This is a genomic window from Ruegeria sp. YTSC004, assembly GCF_059609805.1.
On the sequence record NZ_JBXWMJ010000005.1, the window covers coordinates 77,883 to 95,196 of the forward strand.

General features: G+C 58.5%; 20 protein-coding genes. 14 read left to right on the forward strand and 6 right to left on the reverse strand.

The genetic code is table 11. The features are described 5' to 3' along the window. The first annotated feature begins 3 nt into the window (after positions 1-3). The 5 genes from AC2FFP_RS10820 to AC2FFP_RS10840 all read left to right on the forward strand — a co-directional run bounded on the left by AC2FFP_RS10820 (position 4) and on the right by AC2FFP_RS10840 (position 3,760). On the forward strand, positions 4-456 hold the full coding sequence (locus AC2FFP_RS10820; RefSeq protein ID WP_058273581.1) for a DUF6173 family protein: 453 nt from the start codon (positions 4-6) through the stop codon (positions 454-456). Between the two features lie 64 nt (positions 457-520). After that, positions 521-2,359: a glycerophosphodiester phosphodiesterase gene (locus AC2FFP_RS10825; protein WP_496881025.1), complete on the forward strand. Its 1,839-nt coding sequence runs from the start codon at positions 521-523 to the stop codon at positions 2,357-2,359. Next, complete coding sequence (locus AC2FFP_RS10830; protein ID WP_496767609.1) at positions 2,346-2,906, forward strand: hypothetical protein; 561 nt, start codon at positions 2,346-2,348, stop codon at positions 2,904-2,906. The genes AC2FFP_RS10825 and AC2FFP_RS10830 overlap by 14 nt, the downstream gene beginning before the upstream one ends. Before the next feature lie 68 nt (positions 2,907-2,974). Then, entirely contained in the window at positions 2,975-3,109 is a 135-nt protein-coding gene (locus tag AC2FFP_RS10835; protein WP_058273578.1) for an aa3-type cytochrome c oxidase subunit IV, read from the forward strand. Between the two features lie 18 nt (positions 3,110-3,127). After that, positions 3,128-3,760 (forward strand): hypothetical protein, encoded by a 633-nt coding sequence (locus AC2FFP_RS10840; RefSeq protein ID WP_472722817.1) that lies wholly within the window; start codon positions 3,128-3,130, stop codon positions 3,758-3,760. Here the strand turns inward: AC2FFP_RS10840 and AC2FFP_RS10845 are convergent. Both AC2FFP_RS10845 and AC2FFP_RS10850 read right to left on the reverse strand, forming a co-directional pair. Beyond that, positions 3,749-4,081 carry an AzlD domain-containing protein gene (locus tag AC2FFP_RS10845; RefSeq protein WP_058273577.1) on the reverse strand — a complete coding sequence of 111 codons (333 nt, stop codon included), beginning with the start codon at positions 4,079-4,081 and terminating at the stop codon, positions 3,749-3,751. The genes AC2FFP_RS10840 and AC2FFP_RS10845 overlap by 12 nt on opposite strands. Continuing rightward, positions 4,078-4,794, reverse strand: coding sequence for an AzlC family ABC transporter permease (locus tag AC2FFP_RS10850; protein WP_496767607.1), 717 nt, complete (start codon positions 4,792-4,794; stop codon positions 4,078-4,080). The genes AC2FFP_RS10845 and AC2FFP_RS10850 overlap by 4 nt, the downstream gene beginning before the upstream one ends. Here AC2FFP_RS10850 and AC2FFP_RS10855 point away from each other — a divergent pair. The 5 genes from AC2FFP_RS10855 (at position 4,793) to AC2FFP_RS10875 (ending at position 9,253) form a co-directional block, all read left to right on the forward strand. Beyond that, positions 4,793-5,734 carry a formate dehydrogenase accessory sulfurtransferase FdhD gene (locus AC2FFP_RS10855; RefSeq protein WP_496767605.1) on the forward strand — a complete coding sequence of 314 codons (942 nt, stop codon included), beginning with the start codon at positions 4,793-4,795 and terminating at the stop codon, positions 5,732-5,734. The two genes, AC2FFP_RS10850 and AC2FFP_RS10855, sit on opposite strands and share 2 nt — an antisense overlap. Before the next feature lie 111 nt (positions 5,735-5,845). Beyond that, on the forward strand, positions 5,846-6,799 hold the full coding sequence (locus tag AC2FFP_RS10860; RefSeq protein ID WP_496844533.1) for an AEC family transporter: 954 nt from the start codon (positions 5,846-5,848) through the stop codon (positions 6,797-6,799). A gap of 59 nt (positions 6,800-6,858) precedes the next feature. Further along, on the forward strand, positions 6,859-7,503 hold the full coding sequence (gene mobA, locus AC2FFP_RS10865; RefSeq protein WP_496725796.1) for a molybdenum cofactor guanylyltransferase MobA: 645 nt from the start codon (positions 6,859-6,861) through the stop codon (positions 7,501-7,503). Further along, positions 7,500-7,991, forward strand: coding sequence for a molybdopterin-guanine dinucleotide biosynthesis protein B (gene mobB / locus AC2FFP_RS10870; RefSeq protein WP_496767601.1), 492 nt, complete (start codon positions 7,500-7,502; stop codon positions 7,989-7,991). The genes mobA and mobB overlap by 4 nt, the downstream gene beginning before the upstream one ends. Continuing rightward, positions 7,988-9,253 (forward strand): molybdopterin-binding protein, encoded by a 1,266-nt coding sequence (locus tag AC2FFP_RS10875; RefSeq protein ID WP_496881026.1) that lies wholly within the window; start codon positions 7,988-7,990, stop codon positions 9,251-9,253. The genes mobB and AC2FFP_RS10875 overlap by 4 nt, the downstream gene beginning before the upstream one ends. On the opposite strand, the gene AC2FFP_RS10880 is transcribed toward AC2FFP_RS10875, so the two are convergent. The 3 genes from AC2FFP_RS10880 to AC2FFP_RS10890 all read right to left on the reverse strand — a co-directional run bounded on the left by AC2FFP_RS10880 (position 9,254) and on the right by AC2FFP_RS10890 (position 11,353). After that, complete coding sequence (locus tag AC2FFP_RS10880; RefSeq protein WP_058273571.1) at positions 9,254-10,246, reverse strand: hypothetical protein; 993 nt, start codon at positions 10,244-10,246, stop codon at positions 9,254-9,256. It lies immediately after the preceding gene. 14 nt (positions 10,247-10,260) lie between these two features. Continuing rightward, positions 10,261-10,731 carry a transcription elongation factor GreA gene (gene greA, locus AC2FFP_RS10885; protein ID WP_496767595.1) on the reverse strand — a complete coding sequence of 157 codons (471 nt, stop codon included), beginning with the start codon at positions 10,729-10,731 and terminating at the stop codon, positions 10,261-10,263. A 241-nt stretch (positions 10,732-10,972) separates the two neighbouring features. Then, a complete protein-coding gene (locus AC2FFP_RS10890; RefSeq protein ID WP_282152501.1) occupies positions 10,973-11,353 on the reverse strand; it encodes a VOC family protein in 381 nt (126 codons plus the stop codon). An 88-nt stretch (positions 11,354-11,441) separates the two neighbouring features. Between AC2FFP_RS10890 and soxR the strand changes: the two genes are divergently transcribed. The 4 genes from soxR to AC2FFP_RS10910 all read left to right on the forward strand — a co-directional run bounded on the left by soxR (position 11,442) and on the right by AC2FFP_RS10910 (position 16,307). Beyond that, on the forward strand, positions 11,442-11,897 hold the full coding sequence (gene soxR, locus AC2FFP_RS10895; RefSeq protein ID WP_496767593.1) for a redox-sensitive transcriptional activator SoxR: 456 nt from the start codon (positions 11,442-11,444) through the stop codon (positions 11,895-11,897). A gap of 135 nt (positions 11,898-12,032) precedes the next feature. Further along, positions 12,033-13,679 (forward strand): electron transfer flavoprotein-ubiquinone oxidoreductase, encoded by a 1,647-nt coding sequence (locus AC2FFP_RS10900; protein WP_282152499.1) that lies wholly within the window; start codon positions 12,033-12,035, stop codon positions 13,677-13,679. Positions 13,680-13,783: 104 nt separating this feature from the next. After that, complete coding sequence (locus AC2FFP_RS10905; RefSeq protein WP_496767591.1) at positions 13,784-15,496, forward strand: tetratricopeptide repeat protein; 1,713 nt, start codon at positions 13,784-13,786, stop codon at positions 15,494-15,496. Further along, entirely contained in the window at positions 15,486-16,307 is an 822-nt protein-coding gene (locus AC2FFP_RS10910; RefSeq protein ID WP_496738886.1) for a 4-(cytidine 5'-diphospho)-2-C-methyl-D-erythritol kinase, read from the forward strand. Before AC2FFP_RS10905 ends, AC2FFP_RS10910 begins: the two co-directional genes overlap by 11 nt. Here AC2FFP_RS10910 and AC2FFP_RS10915 read toward each other — a convergent pair. Beyond that, a complete protein-coding gene (locus AC2FFP_RS10915; RefSeq protein WP_496844537.1) occupies positions 16,300-17,298 on the reverse strand; it encodes a polyprenyl synthetase family protein in 999 nt (332 codons plus the stop codon). The genes AC2FFP_RS10910 and AC2FFP_RS10915 overlap by 8 nt on opposite strands. Positions 17,299-17,314: the final 16 nt, after the last annotated feature.

A 17,314-nucleotide genomic window follows, 5' to 3' on the forward strand; every position in this document is an offset into this window, starting at 1 on the left:
GCCATGCAGGATCAGATCGAAACCTCGGCCGAGGCCGCCGAAGCCGCAGCTTTGCCGCGCTGCTACGAAGTGCATTCCGACCCCGAAGCAAAGTCAGGCGCAAAAGACCTGCCCGGCCCGTTGCAAAAGCCGGTCGAAACGAAAAGCCCCGCGCAGTGGGCTTATGAGCGGCTGATTCTCTATATCCAGAATTTCGAAAAGACGCTGACCGGCGACCAAGAGGTCGCGATGGGATTCACCGGCGGCGACGCAGGCGTCATGCGGATCGAGGGGATGGGGTATTTCGATCCCGATATCATCACCTTTTACGGGTCCGATGCGACCGGCGCGCGCACTCAGCTTGTACAACATGTCAGCCAGTTGAACGTGATGCTGCGGGCCCTGCCCAAATCGGTTGAGGATAAACCAGCCAACCGGATCGGGTTCCGTCTGGCGGCGGATCTGGAAGAAAGCTGATCACCTGACTTGCAATTCACGTCTGCGCAGCCTTGAATGAGTCCACCATTCAAGGGGGCCTCACGTGACCACTTTCTCTGCCGTTACAAGTGCCTACAAAGGATCGTGGGCCCGCCGCCGTGTATTTGTGCCTATCTATCTTGTTGTGCGCCTGCTGTTGGTTGCGCTGATTGCGCCCGGCGTGGCGATCACGGTGAATCTTGCCGTATCGCTATCCAACCAGACGGCGCTGACTGATCAGGCGATCGCTGCATTCATCCTCTCACCTGCCGGGTTTATTGCGGCCGTTGTGGTTCTCAGCCTGTTTCTACTGGCCGAGGTGTTTGTCTTCTCGGTCATGGCCGGGTCGCTGCGGATGGCAGAGCCGGACCCATGGCGCGCTGGCAGTTCTTCGATCAGGCTGATCCTGTCGCGGCTTCCATCCCTGTTCGGGTTTGCCGTGCGCTTTGTTGTGCGGGTTTTGCTGTTGGTTCTGCCCTTTGCGATCGTTTCTGCCGTGATCGCGTGGTGGACGCTGACTGAATATGACATCAACTATTATCTGACATTCCACCCGCCCTCATTCTGGGTGGCTGTGGTGTTGATCGGGGCGGTTGCGCTGGCTATGGCCTGGGTGCTTATCCGACGCCTGTCAGCCTGGGCTTTGTCGTTGCATTTGGTTTTGTTCGAGGGCGTTCACCCCGGACATGCGTTTGGCATCAGCGCCAGTCGGATGGAAGGTAAGCGCGGACGCCTCAAGATAGAGCTGGCCATCTGGCTGGCTGTGCGCCTTGTCATCGCTGCCGTGATCGCCTGGGTGGCCGGGCTTTTGTTCGCACTGGTGCCGCTGCAAGGCGCAGCCAACCTGAGATTGGCCCTGATTTACAGCCTCGCCGTCGCCGGTATCTGGTCACTGGCCGGACTGGTATTGGCAGCCACGGCTCTGGGCGCACTGGCAGTGCTGCTCGATGGGTTCTTTGATATCCAGACATCAGAACCAACCCCTCCAAAGCCGCGCAACCTGCGCAGAACAATGGTCACGGCTGTTGGGGCCGCCATCGTTGCCGTTCTTGTTGGGATATGGTTCGGGCAGAACCTTCTGGAAAGGGTGCAGGCACCGGACCGTGCAGAGGTTATCGGTCATCGCGGCGCTGCCGCGCTGAAGCCCGAAAACACGATGGCCTCGGTTCTCAAGGCGATTGAGGACGGGGCCGACTGGGTTGAGATCGACGTGCAGGAAACTGCGGATGACGTGGTCATCGTCGCCCATGACAGTGATTTCATGAAACTGGCCGGTGTTAACCTCAAGGTGTGGGATGCTACGATGGAGGATATCGATCAGATCGACATCGGCAGCTGGTTTGGCCCTGAATACGCAGATGAGCGGACGCCGACGCTGCGTGACGTGCTGGAGGCCGCGAAGGGCAAGGCCAAGGTCATTATCGAACTGAAATACTACGGCCACGACGTAGACCTTGAGAATCGGGTTGTCGCTCTGGTCGAAGAGCTGGGCATGCAGGACGACATTGCAACGATGTCCCTGAAATACCCGGCAGTGCAAAAGATGAAGACGATTCGCCCCGACTGGCGCGCCGGAGTTCTGGCCGCGACTGCTGTGGGTAATCTCTCAGGTCTCGAAGGTGATTTTGTTGCGGTGAACGCCGCGATGGCGACGCCGGGTTTGGTCAATTCGGTCCATGCGGCGGGTAAGGACATCTATGTTTGGACAGTGAATGATCCGCTGCAAATGTCGGCGATGGCGTCGATGGGGGTGGATGGGCTGATCACGGACCAACCAGCGATGGCGAATGAAATTCTGCGTGTGCGCGCCGAAATGGGGCCGGCAGAGCGTTTGTTGCTATGGCTGGCGACGACCTTTGGCATGTCCTTTGATACTGAGGCGATGCGCGATGAAAGCCCTTAAACTGGCAGCAATCCTTTTGTTGAGTGCCGCGCCAGCCTCCGCGCAAGACGTCATGCGCAGCTTTGAGTTGCCCGCGCATCGGTCCCTGATGGCAGAGCGCAGCAACGCAGAGTTGACTCCGTTTGAAACGGATGGCTGTTCGGGTGGTCTTTCGGCCAGCTGGCGTTTTGTGGCGGATACATTTCCCAGCTTTCGGGGACTGTATGAGGCGCACCCACCGTGGGAATACTGCTGTGTGACCCATGATCGCGCCTATCATCATGCGGGCGGCGCTTTGCGGGCCGAAGACAGCTATGACGCGCGCTTGTCCGCGGACGACACCTTGCGTGCTTGCGTCAAACAGCATGGAACAGACCATGCCGAGGAATATGCCGAGCGCTATGACATGACGGCCGAACAAATCCGTACTGCTCATTCTGTCACGGCCGAGGCGATGTACGCGGCGGTCCGATTTGGCGGCGGCCCCTGTTCGGGCCTGCCCTGGCGTTGGGGTTTTGGGTATCCGGGGTGCTCGGTGTTCCCACCTTTGGCCCCTGCGCGCGAATGACGTGGTGACAGGCCCCGGATTTTCCATTATCCAACATTTCAAACACGCGAATTAGGATTCTGAGACTCATGGCTGAACACAAGCACGGCGAAATGGATATCACTGTTCAAACCAAAACCTTTGATGGGTTCGTCAAAGCCACCACATGGTGTGTGGTTGCCATCGCCCTCCTTTGCCTGTTCCTGGCGGTCTTCGCCGCATAATCCAATACGGGGTTGACCTTGATCCGGATTTTGATTGCCTGCCTGCTGGCAGCAACTGTTGCTGGCTGCACGGGATCGCAGCGCCCGCAAGCCGACCGGGCCGAGGTCGTTGCCCGATCCTATCGTGATCCGGGGCCTTCGACCCTGACGCTGTATACGATGATCAGCACGCGCACCGGGTCTGGTGCCCATACTTCGTTGATGATCAGCGGCAGCGAGCGGGTGATCTTTGATCCTGCGGGGTCTTTCCGCGCAGATGTGGTTCCGATCAAGGACGACGTACTGTACGGTATCACCCCGAATGTCGAGCGCGCCTATCGCAGCTCGCACGCGCGCGAGACACATTATGCGCGTATCCAGACGATTCAAGTCAGCCCGCAACAGGCTGAGATCGCATTGCAGCTGGCCAAGCAATCCGGTCCGGTCGCAGGTGCCTATTGTGCGAATTCCACCGCGTCGCTGCTGAAGCAGGTTCCGGGGTTCGAACAGATCGACGTGACCTTTTTTCCGGTCAAGCTGTCGGATCAATTCGGTCAGCTTCCGGGTGTTGTGACAACGGAGTATCGTGAGAACGACGATGCCGACCTGCAAAAAGGTCTGGCCGCCAACAATGCGGCACTGAACCAACTGGAAACGGTCTCAACCCAATAAGTACAGCAACCCGTACAGTGTTGCGGCGCCGCTGAAGATTGCTGCCAGCACATTCTTTGTGATCACTCCAACGCTTAGCGCAACCGCGGCGGCCGCCATCCGTGGAATGTCGGGCTGCCCTTCAGTTGCGGTTGGCCAAACAACCAGCGGTGCAATCAGGGCTGGCAGGATGGCGACAGCGGTATAGCGCAAGTGGCGCAACAGCCAGGGAGGCATCGGACGATCCCCGACGAGGCCGATAAAGACAAACCGCAAACTATAACTGCCAATGGCAAGTCCAATGATGATGGACCAGATCGTGACCGGATCAACAGGGGTCATTGTGTGGCCTTTTTGCGTTCGGCGAACAATTCGGCCTGAGCGCCGGCCATCATGCCGGCACATCCGGCAATCAGCAGGCCCAGATTGTATGGGATGCCAGCGGTCATCAAAGAAACGACAATGGCCACCAGCGCAGCCACCACATGGGGCAGGGTGCGCATCATCGGCCCGATCATTGCCAGAAATGTAATCGGCAAGGCAAAGTCCAGCGCCCAGCTTTCGGGAATGCGCGTGCCAAGAACCGCGCCCAGATAGGTCGCAAATATCCATAGCGGCGTGATGGGGGTGACCGAGCCCACGAAATAAGCCATGCGCTGGGGCACCGTCATCCTGGGTTCTTTTTCAAACTGCACGATTGAACAGGCGTAAGATTGATCGACGGTCAGGTAGGCTGCACATGCCCGCTGCCACATCGGCGCAGCCCCCAGATAGGGCGTCAGTGACGCTGAATACATCGCCATCCGCAGGTTCACCGCCAGGGCAGAAACAAGAATAATGGCCGTCGGCGTCTGATCCTGCAGCAATTGCAGCGCGGCAAACTGCGCGGCACCCGCAAAGACAGTGGACGTGAACGCCATGGTTTGCACGATATTCAACCCGGCCTCGGTCGCGAAGACGCCGAACAGGGTGCCAAACGGGATCGCCACAAAAATGAACGGGGTCCCGTCGCGAAAACCCTTCCAGAAGTATGACTTGGATGTGGTGTCTGCCATGGCTAAATCCTATGGTGATCCCCGCAGCAGTAGCGGTCTTGGGAAAGGGTTGCAATTGGCCACGGAACAGAACCAGTCAGACTACATCATCGCCCCAGATCCCGGTGCGCCCCGCCTGACTCGCGCCGTTGAAGGCGTGGACCAGAATGGTGAAGTCAGCCAGATCTCGGTGGTCGAGGAACGCCCGCTGACGATTTTCCTGAATTCGCAAGAGATCGTGACGGCGATGACGATCGGTGACTACCCCGAGTATCTGGCGCTGGGGTTCCTGCGCAATCAGGGGATGCTGCTGGTCGATGACGACATCACGCGCGTCGATTACGATGAAGATCTGGAAACCGTGGTGGTACGCACCGCGCGCGAGACCTCGTATGAGGACAAATTGAAGAAAAAGACCCGCACCAGCGGCTGTGCGGTCGGCACGGTGTTCGGTGACATGATGGAAGGATTGGAGAACGTGCGCCTGCCGCAGGTCTCGGTCCGCACGTCGTGGCTCTATGATCTGGCGGCCAAGATCAACCGTACCCCGTCGCTGTATCTTGAGGCTGGGGCGATCCACGGTACAGTGCTGTGTCACGAGAACCGCCCGTTGGTTTATATGGAAGACGTGGGCCGCCACAACGCTGTCGACAAGATCGCCGGCTGGATGCTGTCCGAAGGTGAGGGGGCTGAAGACAAAATCCTCTACACCACCGGACGTCTGACCTCGGAAATGGTGATCAAGACCGCGATGATGGGCATCCCGGTTCTGGCGTCGCGATCGGGCTTCACCGCATGGGGCGTAGAGATTGCCCGCGAAGTCGGACTGACACTGATCGGTCGGATGCGTGGGCAGCGCTTTGTATGTCTTTCAGGTGAGGACCGACTGATGCGTGATGTGGATCCGGCGACTGTGGCGGTCGAAGATAAGAAACACAAAAGGAAAAGTTCCCAGTCCTGAAATCCGTTGGGTAACCAGTCGTTCTGAGAAAACTCTGCAAGTTCCAGAAGATGTACACTAAGGTGGAGCAACTCAGAGTGGAATTTTGGATGGTTGCCACGTAGGGAAGCTATGGAATTAATCAGTTTAATTGCACCGGTCTTCGCGGTGATCTTGACGGGGTACGTGTTTTCTTGGACGAATCTTCTGGGTGAAGACACGTCAGAAGCTCTGGTGCAGTTTGCCGTTTACGTCCTGATCCCCGCCATCATGTTTTACCTGATTGGTCAGGAGGAGTTTGAGAACCTTCTAAACTACGGTTTCTACGTGTCGTATGGCGGTACGATACTGGCTCTTTTTGCCGTCCTGTTCATCGGTTTGAAGGCGCTGACGAGTTTTCAGGTCGGATCAGCAACCGTTTTGGCCTTTGCTGGCGTTGCCTCGAACACAGCGTTGGTTGCGCTGCCCATCCTCCATGCGATTTTTGGATCAAAGGGGGCGCTGCCGGCCGTATTGGCAAATCTGGTGGTCGCCATTCTGCTGTTGATCATGACCACCATTCTAGAGACCTCGGCCGGTCACAAGGCAAGCGCCAAGACACCCATTTACAAGATCCTTCTGAATGTTTTGAAAAACCCGATAATCGCGGCAACGTTGTTGGGCGTTCTTTACTCTTTCACAGGTATTGGGTTTTCCGACGCCGTTTCGGATTATTTAGAGCTTATGAGCCAGGCGCTTGCAGCTGTTGCGCTGTTTGCGATCGGGTTTACCACAAGTGTTCGCACGATTGTTCAGACTGGACCGATGATCCTGTTCTTGACGGTAGTAAAACTTCTCGTTGTTCCGGGGGTCGTGCTGCTTGCGGGGCATTTGATCGGGCTGGATCCGCTTTGGATCATTGCGGCGACGGTCTCTGCAGCAGCGCCCACGGCAAAGAGCATCTTTTTGCTGGCCAAACATTATGATCAGGAGCCGCAGCTCGCCGCTCACGTCGTGTCGGCGACCTCGTTCCTGGCGGTCGGGACTTTGATCCTGTGGCTGTTTGTCCTGCATCATCTGCATCCTACCGCGTTCCAATTGAATTGAGTTCGCTCTACAAAGTTGCGATCTATTGATCACTTGGACGCAAGCAACAAGGTGCAGCAATGAACACCCCTTTGGGCGTAATCCTCGCAGGCGGCCTCGCCACCCGTATGGGCGGCGGCGACAAGGGTCTGTTGCAGATCGGGGGCCAAAGCCTGCTGTCTCATGTCATTGACCGGTTTGGCCCGCAGGTCGACGGTCTGGCGCTGAACGCCAATGGCGACCCCGAGCGGTTCGCCGATCTGAACCTGCCGGTTCTGCCCGATACGATTGAAGGTTTCGCCGGGCCTCTGGCGGGTGTGCTGGCGGGGCTCGATTGGGCAGCTGAACAAGGGGCCGACAGCATAGTCACAGCCGCTGCTGATACGCCGTTTTTTCCACGCGATCTTGTGGCGCGGCTGACCGACGCTGCCCAAGGGCAAACACATCCTCTGGTGCTGGCCACCACGCCGCGCACCGGGGATGAAGCGCTAAAGTCCGGCGGCGGCAAGCGGGTCAACAGGCATCCGACATTTGGGCTCTGGCCTGTCGCCCTGCGCGATGATCTGCGGGATGCCTTGAATGACGGGTTGCGCAAGGTTGTGCTGTGGACCGACAAACATGACGGGCGTGAGGCCCTGTTCCCGGCGGACCCATTCGATCCTTTCTTCAACGTCAACACGCCCGACGATCTGGCGCGGGCGCAAAAGCTGCTGGAGCAGGCATGAGGGTCTTCGGCGTCACCGGCTGGAAAAACGCGGGCAAAACCGGCCTAATGGAGCGATTAGTGGCCGAGATTACCGGGCGCGGCTTCACGGTTTCGACAGTCAAACACGCGCATCACGCCGTCGATGTCGACCAGCCCGGAACCGACAGTTTCCGCCATCGAGAAGCCGGTGCGTCCGAGGTGCTATTGGCATCCGGCAAGCGTATTGCCGTGATGCAAGAACTGCGCGGGGCACCTGAGCCGCCTTTGGCTGATCTTCTGGCTCGGCTGCTTCCGGTCGATCTCGTACTGATCGAAGGTTTCAAACGAGAAAGCCACCCCAAGGTCGAAGCGTTTCGTGCCGAGGCCGGCAATGCGTTGATGGCCCCGGAAAACAGTACGATCCGCGCTGTCGCCAGCGATACGCCCCTGCAGGTACAGGTTCCGGTGTTTGATCTGGACAACACCGCCGCAGTCGCGGATTTCATCTTGAAAGAGGTCGGATTATGACGCCGCCAAACATCACGCCTCCGCCCCTGCGAAATGATTGTTTTGCCTTGCCTGCCGGGGTCAACTGGACACCAGTGGACGACGCGCTGGCCTTGTTGCGATCTCGGTTGACGGTGGTGACTTTGGTCGAAACGGCTTTGATCGGGCAGGCTGTGGGGCGGATACTGGCAGAAGACGTTTTTGCGAAACGTTCAAACCCACCGCAGCCAAACACGGCCGTGGATGGTTATGGGTTTTCCGGGGCCGCCCCCGTGGGTCCCCAAGTGATGCCGCTGCAGGATGGGCGCGCTGCGGCTGGTATTCCGTTTGATGGCGCGGTGCCACACGGCAAGGCACTGCGCGTGTTGACCGGCGCAGCGCTGCCTACCGGTGTGGATACGGTCATACTGGAAGAAGACGTGACCGTTCAGGATGGTCACATCGCCTTTCACGGCCCGCTGAAACAGGGCGCCAATGCCCGCAAAGCTGGCGAAGACGTGGCCGAGGGCGATTTGGTTCTGCCTACCGGGCGCAGATTGACCCCTGCTGACCTGGCCCTTTTGTCGGCCACCGGGATATCCGAGGTCGCGGTACGCAAGACGCTGCGCGTTGCGGTTCTCTCGACCGGGGATGAGCTGGTCGAGCCTGGAAACTCTGCCGGACCCGGCCAAATATTTGACGCCAACCGTCCGATGCTGTTGTCGATGATCGCGCGACTGGGCTATGAGCCGGTGGATATGGGGCGCGTGTCCGACGACCGGGAAGATCTGCGTGACAGGCTGGACAAGGCGTCAGAACAGGCCGACGTCATTCTGACCAGCGGCGGCGCGTCCGCCGGGGATGAAGATCATGTCTCAGCCCTATTGCGAGAGGCCGGTGCGATGCAGGAGTGGCGCATTGCGCTAAAGCCCGGCCGCCCATTGGCGCTGGGTATGTGGAACGAAACGCCCGTATTTGGCCTGCCGGGTAATCCCGTCGCAGCCAAAGTCTGTACGTTGATCTTTGCCCGACCTGCACTGGGTCTGATGGCGGGCGAGGGCTGGTCCGAACCGCAGGCGTTCAATTTGCCTGCTGGTTTCGAAAAACGAAAAAAACCGGGGCGGCGCGAATACTTGCGCGCCCGTGTCCGAGACGGTCAGGTCGAGGTTTTTGCATCGGAAGGATCGGGTCGTATCAGCGGCCTTAGCTGGGCCGAAGGGCTGGTCGAGATTCAGGATGGCGCATGTCACATCAGGCCGGGTGATCTGGTGCGGTTCATTCCTTATGGCAGCTTTGGGTTGTGATCAGTCAAATGTACCCGCGACGCGCCCAAGCAGCATGAAAGCGCGGGCGGTTCGTGTGTCGCCCAATGCAGTCAGGTCCGCGTCGCTGGCAACCGGTTCAAATTCAACGATCATGTGATCAAAACGGCGTAGGAAATGATGCACGGCGTCCCGGAATATCGGGTCCTGCTTCATCCGCGCTGCCGTCAGTGCCAGCGAAGACCGGTCCCTGATCCCGCCCAACGCGGCAACCGCGCGGCCGCGCGCGCCCTGTGCGAACTGTCGCCAGATTTCGGGACGCGCCATATCCGGGCGCAGATCGTCCATATAGATGCCTTCCTGGCTCAGCAGTGTAAGCACGTCCTGCGAAGCCTGCACCAGTTGGGCGGTCTTGCGATCCCGTAGCGCCAGCCTGAGGGCATCGAACCCTTCGGCGTCATCCTGTGTTTCAGGAAAGTTCAGCGCCCGAATGAAGGTATCGGTCGTCAATGGCGGCGCGATATCTTCGGCCGGAGTGCCCAGTTCCAAAGATGTCTGGTCGCCTGTGGCAACTGATGCTTCGCCGCGAACCGGCTCGGTCCGTTTCGACGAAAACGTCGCCAGCGCGGTTTCTGCTTTTTTGGCGGTCTCGGCGATTTCGTCCAGCTTTTTGCTGACACCGGGTTCTTGCAAACTGGCGGCGCGCTGTTGCTGAATTACGTAAGCCTGACGGATTGCATCTATTGCGGTCTGCAGCCGGGCGCTTTCCTCGCGCATGACGCGGCTGGCGCGCATAGCCATAGCGGCGACCCAAATCATCGCCACCGGCATGAAAACAGCCAGCAGAGTCACGACGAATCCGCCGCCATCGACCTTGTCGGGAAGCACCAGAAACACAATCGACACGATCAGCCAAACCACGCTAAGCGCGACGGCAACGATCTCGATCTCGGTTACCGAAGGATGCGAAGGCTTGTCATATATCCCCAAAGGGGTTGGCCGTTCGGGATCTTGTTCGGGATTGGGCTCTGACATGGTCAAGGCTCCGGTCAGGCATACTCGATACTTAGAACTTCATAGGACCGCACACCGCCGGGGGTGCGTACTTCGACACTGTCGCCTTCTTCCTTGCCGATCAATGCCCGCGCGATGGGGGATTTGATATTCAGCAGGCCTTTTTCAATGTTGGCTTCGTATTCGCCAACAATCTGCCAGGTCTTTTCCTCGTCAGTGTCTTCATCCACCAGGGTGACCTTTGCGCCAAATTTGATCGCGCCGTTCAGTTTGGCGGGGTCGATCACATCGGCCAGCGACAGAATGCCTTCCAGCTCTTTGATGCGCCCTTCGATGAAGCCCTGCTTTTCGCGGGCCGAATGATACTCGGCGTTTTCCTTCAGGTCGCCCAGCTCGCGCGCTGTGGCAATAGCTTCGATGATCGCCGGGCGCTCGACCGATTTGAGGTTCTTCAGCTCCGCCGCGAGAGCGGCATTGCCCGTAGGCGTCATTGGAATCTTTTCCATGTTCTTGTCGTCCACGCATAAATTGTTTCGCCCCGCCGCATGAGACAAGCGTCGGGGCGAATTGATGGGTCGTCGAATACCTGACCCAAATGAGGCGTGAATTGCAAGGGGGCTTGGTCGCGCAACGCGCGGATTACGGCCTATGGTGATCGGGAAAAGCCTGAATCGCCAATACCCTGCCGCGCTTCGCGCCCTCCGGGCATTGACGATGAAGATTCTATCAGGTGCTTCCCAGAACACCTTAATCGTAGCTAATCACTTCGAATTCGATGTCATTGTCGTCATTGAAATAGAACCGCCGACCCGGTTCGTAATCAGCATGGGACTTCGGCGTGAAGCCGGCGTCGATCACCTTTTTCTCGATCGCGTCGATGTCTTCGACCAGAACACCCACATGGTTCAGCCCGCCGACGATGTCATAGCTGCTTTCCCCGGACGGTTGTGGATCGCTGGGCGCGTAAAGCGCCAGATAGGTGTGCTTGGAGCCCACGTGGACCGTGTAGCCGCCTGCAATTGCCGGGCCTTCCCAGCGTGTTTTCCAACCAAATACCTTGTGCATCCACGCAGCCGAAGCTTGCGGGTCGCGAACGGTGAAATTGGTGTGTTCAAGTGTCGCCATCATGGGATCTCCTTCGTGTTTTGAGGCTTGTCCCGACTCACCATAATTCCTAAACCTAACTTTAGATCAAGAGATTTTTCAGGAGGATGTGATGGCAGCTTCGGAAGGGTTGGCAATTGGCGCGTTGGCCCGGCGCACAGGCTTGGCCGTTTCGGCGATCCGGTACTATGAGGCGCAAGGTCTGATATCACCCTGGCGCAATGCGGGCGGGCAGCGGCGATATCAGCGTGCAGACATCAGACGGCTGAGTTTTGTGATGATTGCACAGCAGTTCGGTTTGACTCTGCCCGAGATTCGCGAGGTACTGTCTGGCCTGCCCGGAAACCGCACGCCAACACCGAAGGATTGGCAGGACATCAGCAAAGGGCTGAGGGCCCATCTGGACCAGCGAATCGATACCCTGACGCGTTTGCGCGACAATTTGGATGGCTGCATCGGCTGCGGGTGTCTCAGCCTGCCGAAATGCGCCCTCTACAACCCGGATGACCGCGCAAAATCCCATGGTAGCGGTCCCAGGTACCTGATGGGAGACTCACCCGAGGCATAACTGCCGCATTGCAGCAAAGTTACGCCGTGTTTTGATTGACCAAGGTGTTTGCGACCATGTAATCAGCCGAGAAACAAAATTGCGCAGAGCATGCAGTGAAAGCGCCAATTCGGAAAGTTAGCTAGGGAGCCCGCGATGGCCGAGATTGAACGCGAAGCAATGGAATACGACGTGGTGATCGTGGGTGCAGGCCCCGCGGGCCTGTCGGCGGCCATCCGTCTGAAACAGCTGGATGCCGACCTGAACGTCGTGGTTCTGGAAAAGGGCTCGGAAGTGGGCGCACATATCCTGTCGGGCGCGGTTCTGGACCCTTGCGGGCTGGACGCACTGATCCCGGACTGGAAAGAAAAAGGCGCGCCGCTGAACGTGCCGGTGCATGAAGATAACTTCTACATGCTGGGCGAGGCGGGCAAGATTCGCATTCCCAACTTCCCAATGCCGCCGCTGATGAACAACCACGGCAACTACATCGTTTCGATGGGTAACGTTTGCCGCTGGATGGCTGAACAGGCGGAAGAGCTGGGCGTGGAAATCTTCCCCGGCATGGCGTGTTCGGAACTGGTTTATGGCGACAATGGCGAAGTCAAAGGCGTCGTCGCCGGTGTCTTCGGCCTAGAGCCTGATGGATCATACGGGCCGCAAACCGAGCCTGGCATGGAACTGCATGGCAAGTACGTCTTCCTGTCGGAAGGTGTGCGCGGTTCGCTGTCCAAGGAAGTGATCGCCAAGTATGACCTCTCTGCTGGCAAAGAGGTGCAGAAATACGGCGTGGGCATGAAAGAGATCTGGGAGATCGACCCGGCCAAGCACAAGGAAGGCTCGGTCACGCATACGATGGGTTGGCCGCTGGGCAGCAACGCGGGCGGCGGGTCGTTCATCTATCATCTTGAAAACAATCAGGTCTACGTCGGTTTCGTGGTTCACCTGAACTACAAGAACCCACACCTGTACCCCTACATGGAATTCCAGCGTTTTAAGCACCACCCGATGGTGGCCGAGCTGCTGAAAGGCGGCAAGCGCGTCGCTTACGGCGCCCGTGCCATCACCGAGGGTGGTTATCAGTCAATGCCCAAGCTGGTTGCGCCGGGCGTGGCTCTGTTGGGTTGTTCCGCAGGCATGGTCAACGTGCCGCGCATTAAGGGCAACCACAACGCGATGTTGTCGGGCAAAGCGGCGGCTGAAGCGGCGTTTGACGCCATCAAGGCCGAACGTTCGGGTGATGAACTGACCGCCTATGAAACCGACGTGCGCGAAGGTGCAATTGGCGCAGATCTGAAGAAGGTGCGCAACGTCAAGCCGCTGTGGTCGAAATACGGCCTGACCGCCAGCCTGATGTTGGGCGGCATGGACATGTGGACCAACACGCTGGGCTTTTCGCTGCTGGGCACGCTGGGTCACGGCAAGAACGATGCTGAATCGACCGAAGAGGCCAGCAAGCACAAGCCCATCGATTATCCAAAGCCCGATGGCAAACTGTCCTTTGATCGTCTGACCAACGTGTCCTTTGCGATGACCAACCATGAGGAAAGCCAGCCTTGCCACCTGAAGCTGGCCGATCCGGAAATCCCGGTCAAAGTAAACATGCCCAAATACGATGAACCGGCGCAGCGCTATTGCCCGGCAGGCGTGTACGAGATGGTCGAGGATGAAGATGGCGCGCGATTCGTCATCAACTTCCAGAACTGCGTCCACTGCAAAACCTGCGACATCAAGGACCCCAGCCAGAACATCACCTGGACCACGCCGCAGGGCGGGGATGGACCGAACTACCCCAACATGTAAGCGAAAACATGGGCAATGGCGGGGTCGTGAAGGCTCTGCCATTGCCTCTTTCCGGTCAAAGCCCTAGCTTGTTGTCCAGTCAACGATAGCAAGGCAGGATTTTGGTGGCTTCCCTCGTTCGTCGCGCGGCATTTGCCGCGCTGTTAACCTCGTCATTTGCATTCCCGGCGCTGTCGGATTCTGGCTCTGGGTCGTATCTGGCTGGACGTCAGGCGATTTATCAAAGCGACTATATTTCTGCCGAGAAATATTATGCGCAGGCGCTGCGCGCCGACCCTGAAAATGGCAAACTTCTGGAAAACGTCGTTGTAGCGCGTCTTGCATTGGGTGAGATTGAGCGCGCGCTGCCGGTTGCGCAGTCAATTGAGGCGCTCGAACTGCCAAGTCAGGCGGCAAAGATGGTCATCATGGCCAACCTGATCGACGACGGAAAGCTGGATGAGCTGCTTGCTCGTGATCCTGAAACCCAAGGCGTTGGGCCATTAGTAGATGGCTTGGTTCTGGGTTGGGTCTATGTGGCGCAAGGTGCCATGACCAAAGCGATGGAAAAGTTCGACGAAGTCGGCACCCAGGAGGGGCTTCTGGAATTCGCGCTTTACCACAAGGCGTTGGCGCTGGCGTCGATTGGTGACTTCGAAGGGGCCGAAGAGATTTTTGCGGCAAACAACGGAGCGGTGTCGCGGTTCTCGCGCCGCGCGGCCTTGGCCCGGACCGAAGTTCTGTCGCAGCTGGACCGCAACGAAGACGCCCTGCAATATCTGGAAGACGTTTTTGCGGCGGGTAGCGACCCATCCATCGAAGGTTACGTGGCGCGTTTGAAGGCGGGTGAAACGTTGCCGTTTACGCACATACAGTCGGCGCAGGACGGTATGGCTGAAGTGTTCTTTTCTGTAGGTGCCGCGCTCAGCAGTGAGGCGTCCCAGGACTATGTGCTTCTCTATGCCCGGATTGCCGCGTTCCTGCGCCCGGACCACGTGGACGCAATCCTACTAAGTGCCGAATTGCTGGATGCACTGGAACAATATGACCTGGCTGTCGAAGCCTATCGCATGGTGCCGTCGACCAGCAGCGATTACCACGCGGCCGAGTTGGGCCGGGCCGAAGTTCTGAGCCGTTCGGGAAAAACGGATGCAGCAGCCGAAGTTCTCCAGAACCTCGCGGCGCAAAGCCCCAGCCTGCCCAGTGTGCATGTGGCCCTGGCTGATCTGCAAAGGCGGCAAGAAAACTATGTTGATGCGGTTGGGACCTATGACACTGCTATCGAACTGACCGAGCAGGGTGTCAGCGGCAACTGGTTTCTATATTACGCCCGCGGTATTTCACATGAGCGTCTCAAGCACTGGGAAGCGGCTGAGGCCGATTTCCGTCGCGCGTTGGAACTGAACCCCGATCAGCCACAGGTTCTCAACTATTTGGGCTACTCGCTGGTCGAACGGCAGGAAAAGCTGGATGAAGCACTGAACATGATCGAACGCGCTGTCGCGGCGCGCCCCGACAGCGGCTATATTGTCGACAGTCTGGGATGGGTCTTGTTCCGATTGGGCCGCTACGACGAAGCTGTCGCTCATATGGAGCGTGCGGTCGAACTGATGCCGGTTGATCCTGTGGTGAATGATCATCTGGGTGATGTCTATTGGGCCGTGGGCCGCGCGCGCGAAGCTGAATTTCAGTGGAAGCGTGCTCTGTCCTTTGTTGATCCCGACGACACGGATGGTGAGGCCGACCCCGAGCGCATTCGTCGCAAGATTGAGGTGGGCTTGGACGCGGTCTTGGCCGAAGAAGGCGCCGACCCCCTGAAAGTCGCCAATGGCAACTAAGGCCTTCGCGCCCGCCAAGATCAACCTGACCCTGCATGTAACTGGCCGCCGTGACGGCGGGTATCACCTGTTGGATTCTCTAGTGGCTTTTGCGAATGTCGGTGACACGCTGGAATTCACGCCGGGGCCAGAGCTGTCGATGTCAGTCGCCGGTGAACACGCCAAGGGCGTCCCGGCGGACGACAGAAATCTGGTCTGGAAAGCTGCCGTCGCCGCTGGATGGACAGGGCATATCAACCTAAACAAAGTGCTGCCCCATGGTGGCGGCATTGGCGGAGGATCGTCCGATGCCGCGGCGACACTGCGCATGATCGCAGATCAGGGTGTGGCTATCCCCAGCGAAACTGCCCTGACCCTTGGTGCGGATGTGCCGGTTTGCATGGTTGCCAGCGCCACCCGGATGCGGGGCATCGGCGAGCGGTTGCAGCCGGTCTCATTGCCGCAATTGCCCGCGCTTTTGGTCAATCCTGGTGTCGAAGTCCCAACTGGCGCCGTATTCTCTGCCTTGCAGAACCGCGACAACCCGCCAATGCCCGATGATATCCCCGTCTTTGAAACGCCCAAGGCATGCGCGGATTGGGTGCAGGAACAACGCAATGACTTGGAGCCACCGACAAAGGGCATCGCACCCGAGGTTGCCCGGGTGCTGGATGATCTGTCGGATACGAAAGATGTTCTGCTGGCTCGGATGTCAGGTTCGGGTTCGACCTGTTTTGCGCTCTACCCGACGATGAAAGCCGCCCATTTCGCAGCCTACGAGATTGGCGCGGCGCACCCCGATTGGTGGTGCCGCGCCACGCAGCTTAATTGAGGCGCGAAACCACGTAGTCGGCCAGATCGCGCAGCAGCGACCGGATCTCGTGATCCGGCAGTGCATCCAGCGCAGATTTGGCTTTGGCGGCCCACCCAAACGCATCCGACCGTGTGGCGTCCAGCGTGCCGTATTTGTTCATCAGGCACAGCGCATGGTCCAGATCGCCGTCTTCCTGACGGCCTCGACCAATTGTACGCTCCCAAAAGGCGTGCTCCTCCGGGGTGGCCTGTGCGATGGCTTTGATGACCGGCAAGGTCAGTTTGCGCTCGCGGAAGTCGTCGCCGACATTCTTGCCGGTTGCCTTGCTGTCACCCTGATAATCCAACAGGTCATCGGCAATTTGGAACGCAATTCCCAGCGCATCGCCGTATTCGTATAGCGCCTTGACCTGATCCTCAGCCGCGCCAGCAATCACGCCGCCTACCTCGGTTGCAGCGGAGAACAGCGCGGCGGTCTTACCGCGCACGACCTGCAAATAGATTGCCTCGGTAGTGCCCAGATCGGTGGCAGCGGTCATCTGCAACACTTCGCCCTCGGCGATGGTGGCAGAGGCATTGGCCAGAATGTCCAGCACCCGCAGCGATCCGGTCTCAACCATCAGCTGGAAACTGCGGGAAAACAGGTAATCGCCGACCAGAACGCTGGATTTGTTGTCCCACAACAGGTTCGCTGTGGGACGGCCACGCCGCTGGGCGCTTTCATCAACGACATCGTCGTGCAACAGGGTCGCGGTATGAATAAATTCGACTGTCGCGGCCAGGCGCACGTGATGATCTCCCGGGTAGTCAAACATCCGGGCCGCCGCCAGCGTCAGCATTGGGCGCAGACGCTTGCCGCCTGCTTCAACCAGATGCGCTGTCACTTCGGGGATGCGCGGTGCGTGCTCCGAGGCCATGCGCGTACGGATCAACTGGTTTACGGCGTCCATTTCGCCGTCCAGAATCTCTGCCAGTCGCTCATGCGGTTTCGAGATCGTGTCGATGTTCATCACTCTCCTGATACAA

What these genes read in the sequence shown, in the direction of transcription:
- AC2FFP_RS10900 (WP_282152499.1), top strand. Translation starts at nt 12,033, where the DNA reads ATGGCCGAGATTGAACGCGAAGCAATGGAATACGACGTGGTGATCGTG.
- greA (WP_496767595.1), bottom strand. Translation starts at nt 10,731, where the DNA reads ATGGAAAAGATTCCAATGACGCCTACGGGCAATGCCGCTCTCGCGGCG.
- AC2FFP_RS10910 (WP_496738886.1), top strand. Translation starts at nt 15,486, where the DNA reads ATGGCAACTAAGGCCTTCGCGCCCGCCAAGATCAACCTGACCCTGCAT.
- AC2FFP_RS10880 (WP_058273571.1), bottom strand. Translation starts at nt 10,246, where the DNA reads ATGTCAGAGCCCAATCCCGAACAAGATCCCGAACGGCCAACCCCTTTG.
- AC2FFP_RS10890 (WP_282152501.1), bottom strand. Translation starts at nt 11,353, where the DNA reads ATGATGGCGACACTTGAACACACCAATTTCACCGTTCGCGACCCGCAA.
- AC2FFP_RS10855 (WP_496767605.1), top strand. Translation starts at nt 4,793, where the DNA reads ATGGCTAAATCCTATGGTGATCCCCGCAGCAGTAGCGGTCTTGGGAAA.
- AC2FFP_RS10830 (WP_496767609.1), top strand. Translation starts at nt 2,346, where the DNA reads ATGAAAGCCCTTAAACTGGCAGCAATCCTTTTGTTGAGTGCCGCGCCA.
- mobA (WP_496725796.1), top strand. Translation starts at nt 6,859, where the DNA reads ATGAACACCCCTTTGGGCGTAATCCTCGCAGGCGGCCTCGCCACCCGT.
- AC2FFP_RS10845 (WP_058273577.1), bottom strand. Translation starts at nt 4,081, where the DNA reads ATGACCCCTGTTGATCCGGTCACGATCTGGTCCATCATCATTGGACTT.
- AC2FFP_RS10850 (WP_496767607.1), bottom strand. Translation starts at nt 4,794, where the DNA reads ATGGCAGACACCACATCCAAGTCATACTTCTGGAAGGGTTTTCGCGAC.
- AC2FFP_RS10820 (WP_058273581.1), top strand. Translation starts at nt 4, where the DNA reads ATGCAGGATCAGATCGAAACCTCGGCCGAGGCCGCCGAAGCCGCAGCT.
- AC2FFP_RS10860 (WP_496844533.1), top strand. Translation starts at nt 5,846, where the DNA reads ATGGAATTAATCAGTTTAATTGCACCGGTCTTCGCGGTGATCTTGACG.
- AC2FFP_RS10875 (WP_496881026.1), top strand. Translation starts at nt 7,988, where the DNA reads ATGACGCCGCCAAACATCACGCCTCCGCCCCTGCGAAATGATTGTTTT.
- mobB (WP_496767601.1), top strand. Translation starts at nt 7,500, where the DNA reads ATGAGGGTCTTCGGCGTCACCGGCTGGAAAAACGCGGGCAAAACCGGC.
- AC2FFP_RS10835 (WP_058273578.1), top strand. Translation starts at nt 2,975, where the DNA reads ATGGCTGAACACAAGCACGGCGAAATGGATATCACTGTTCAAACCAAA.
- AC2FFP_RS10915 (WP_496844537.1), bottom strand. Translation starts at nt 17,298, where the DNA reads ATGAACATCGACACGATCTCGAAACCGCATGAGCGACTGGCAGAGATT.
- soxR (WP_496767593.1), top strand. Translation starts at nt 11,442, where the DNA reads ATGGCAGCTTCGGAAGGGTTGGCAATTGGCGCGTTGGCCCGGCGCACA.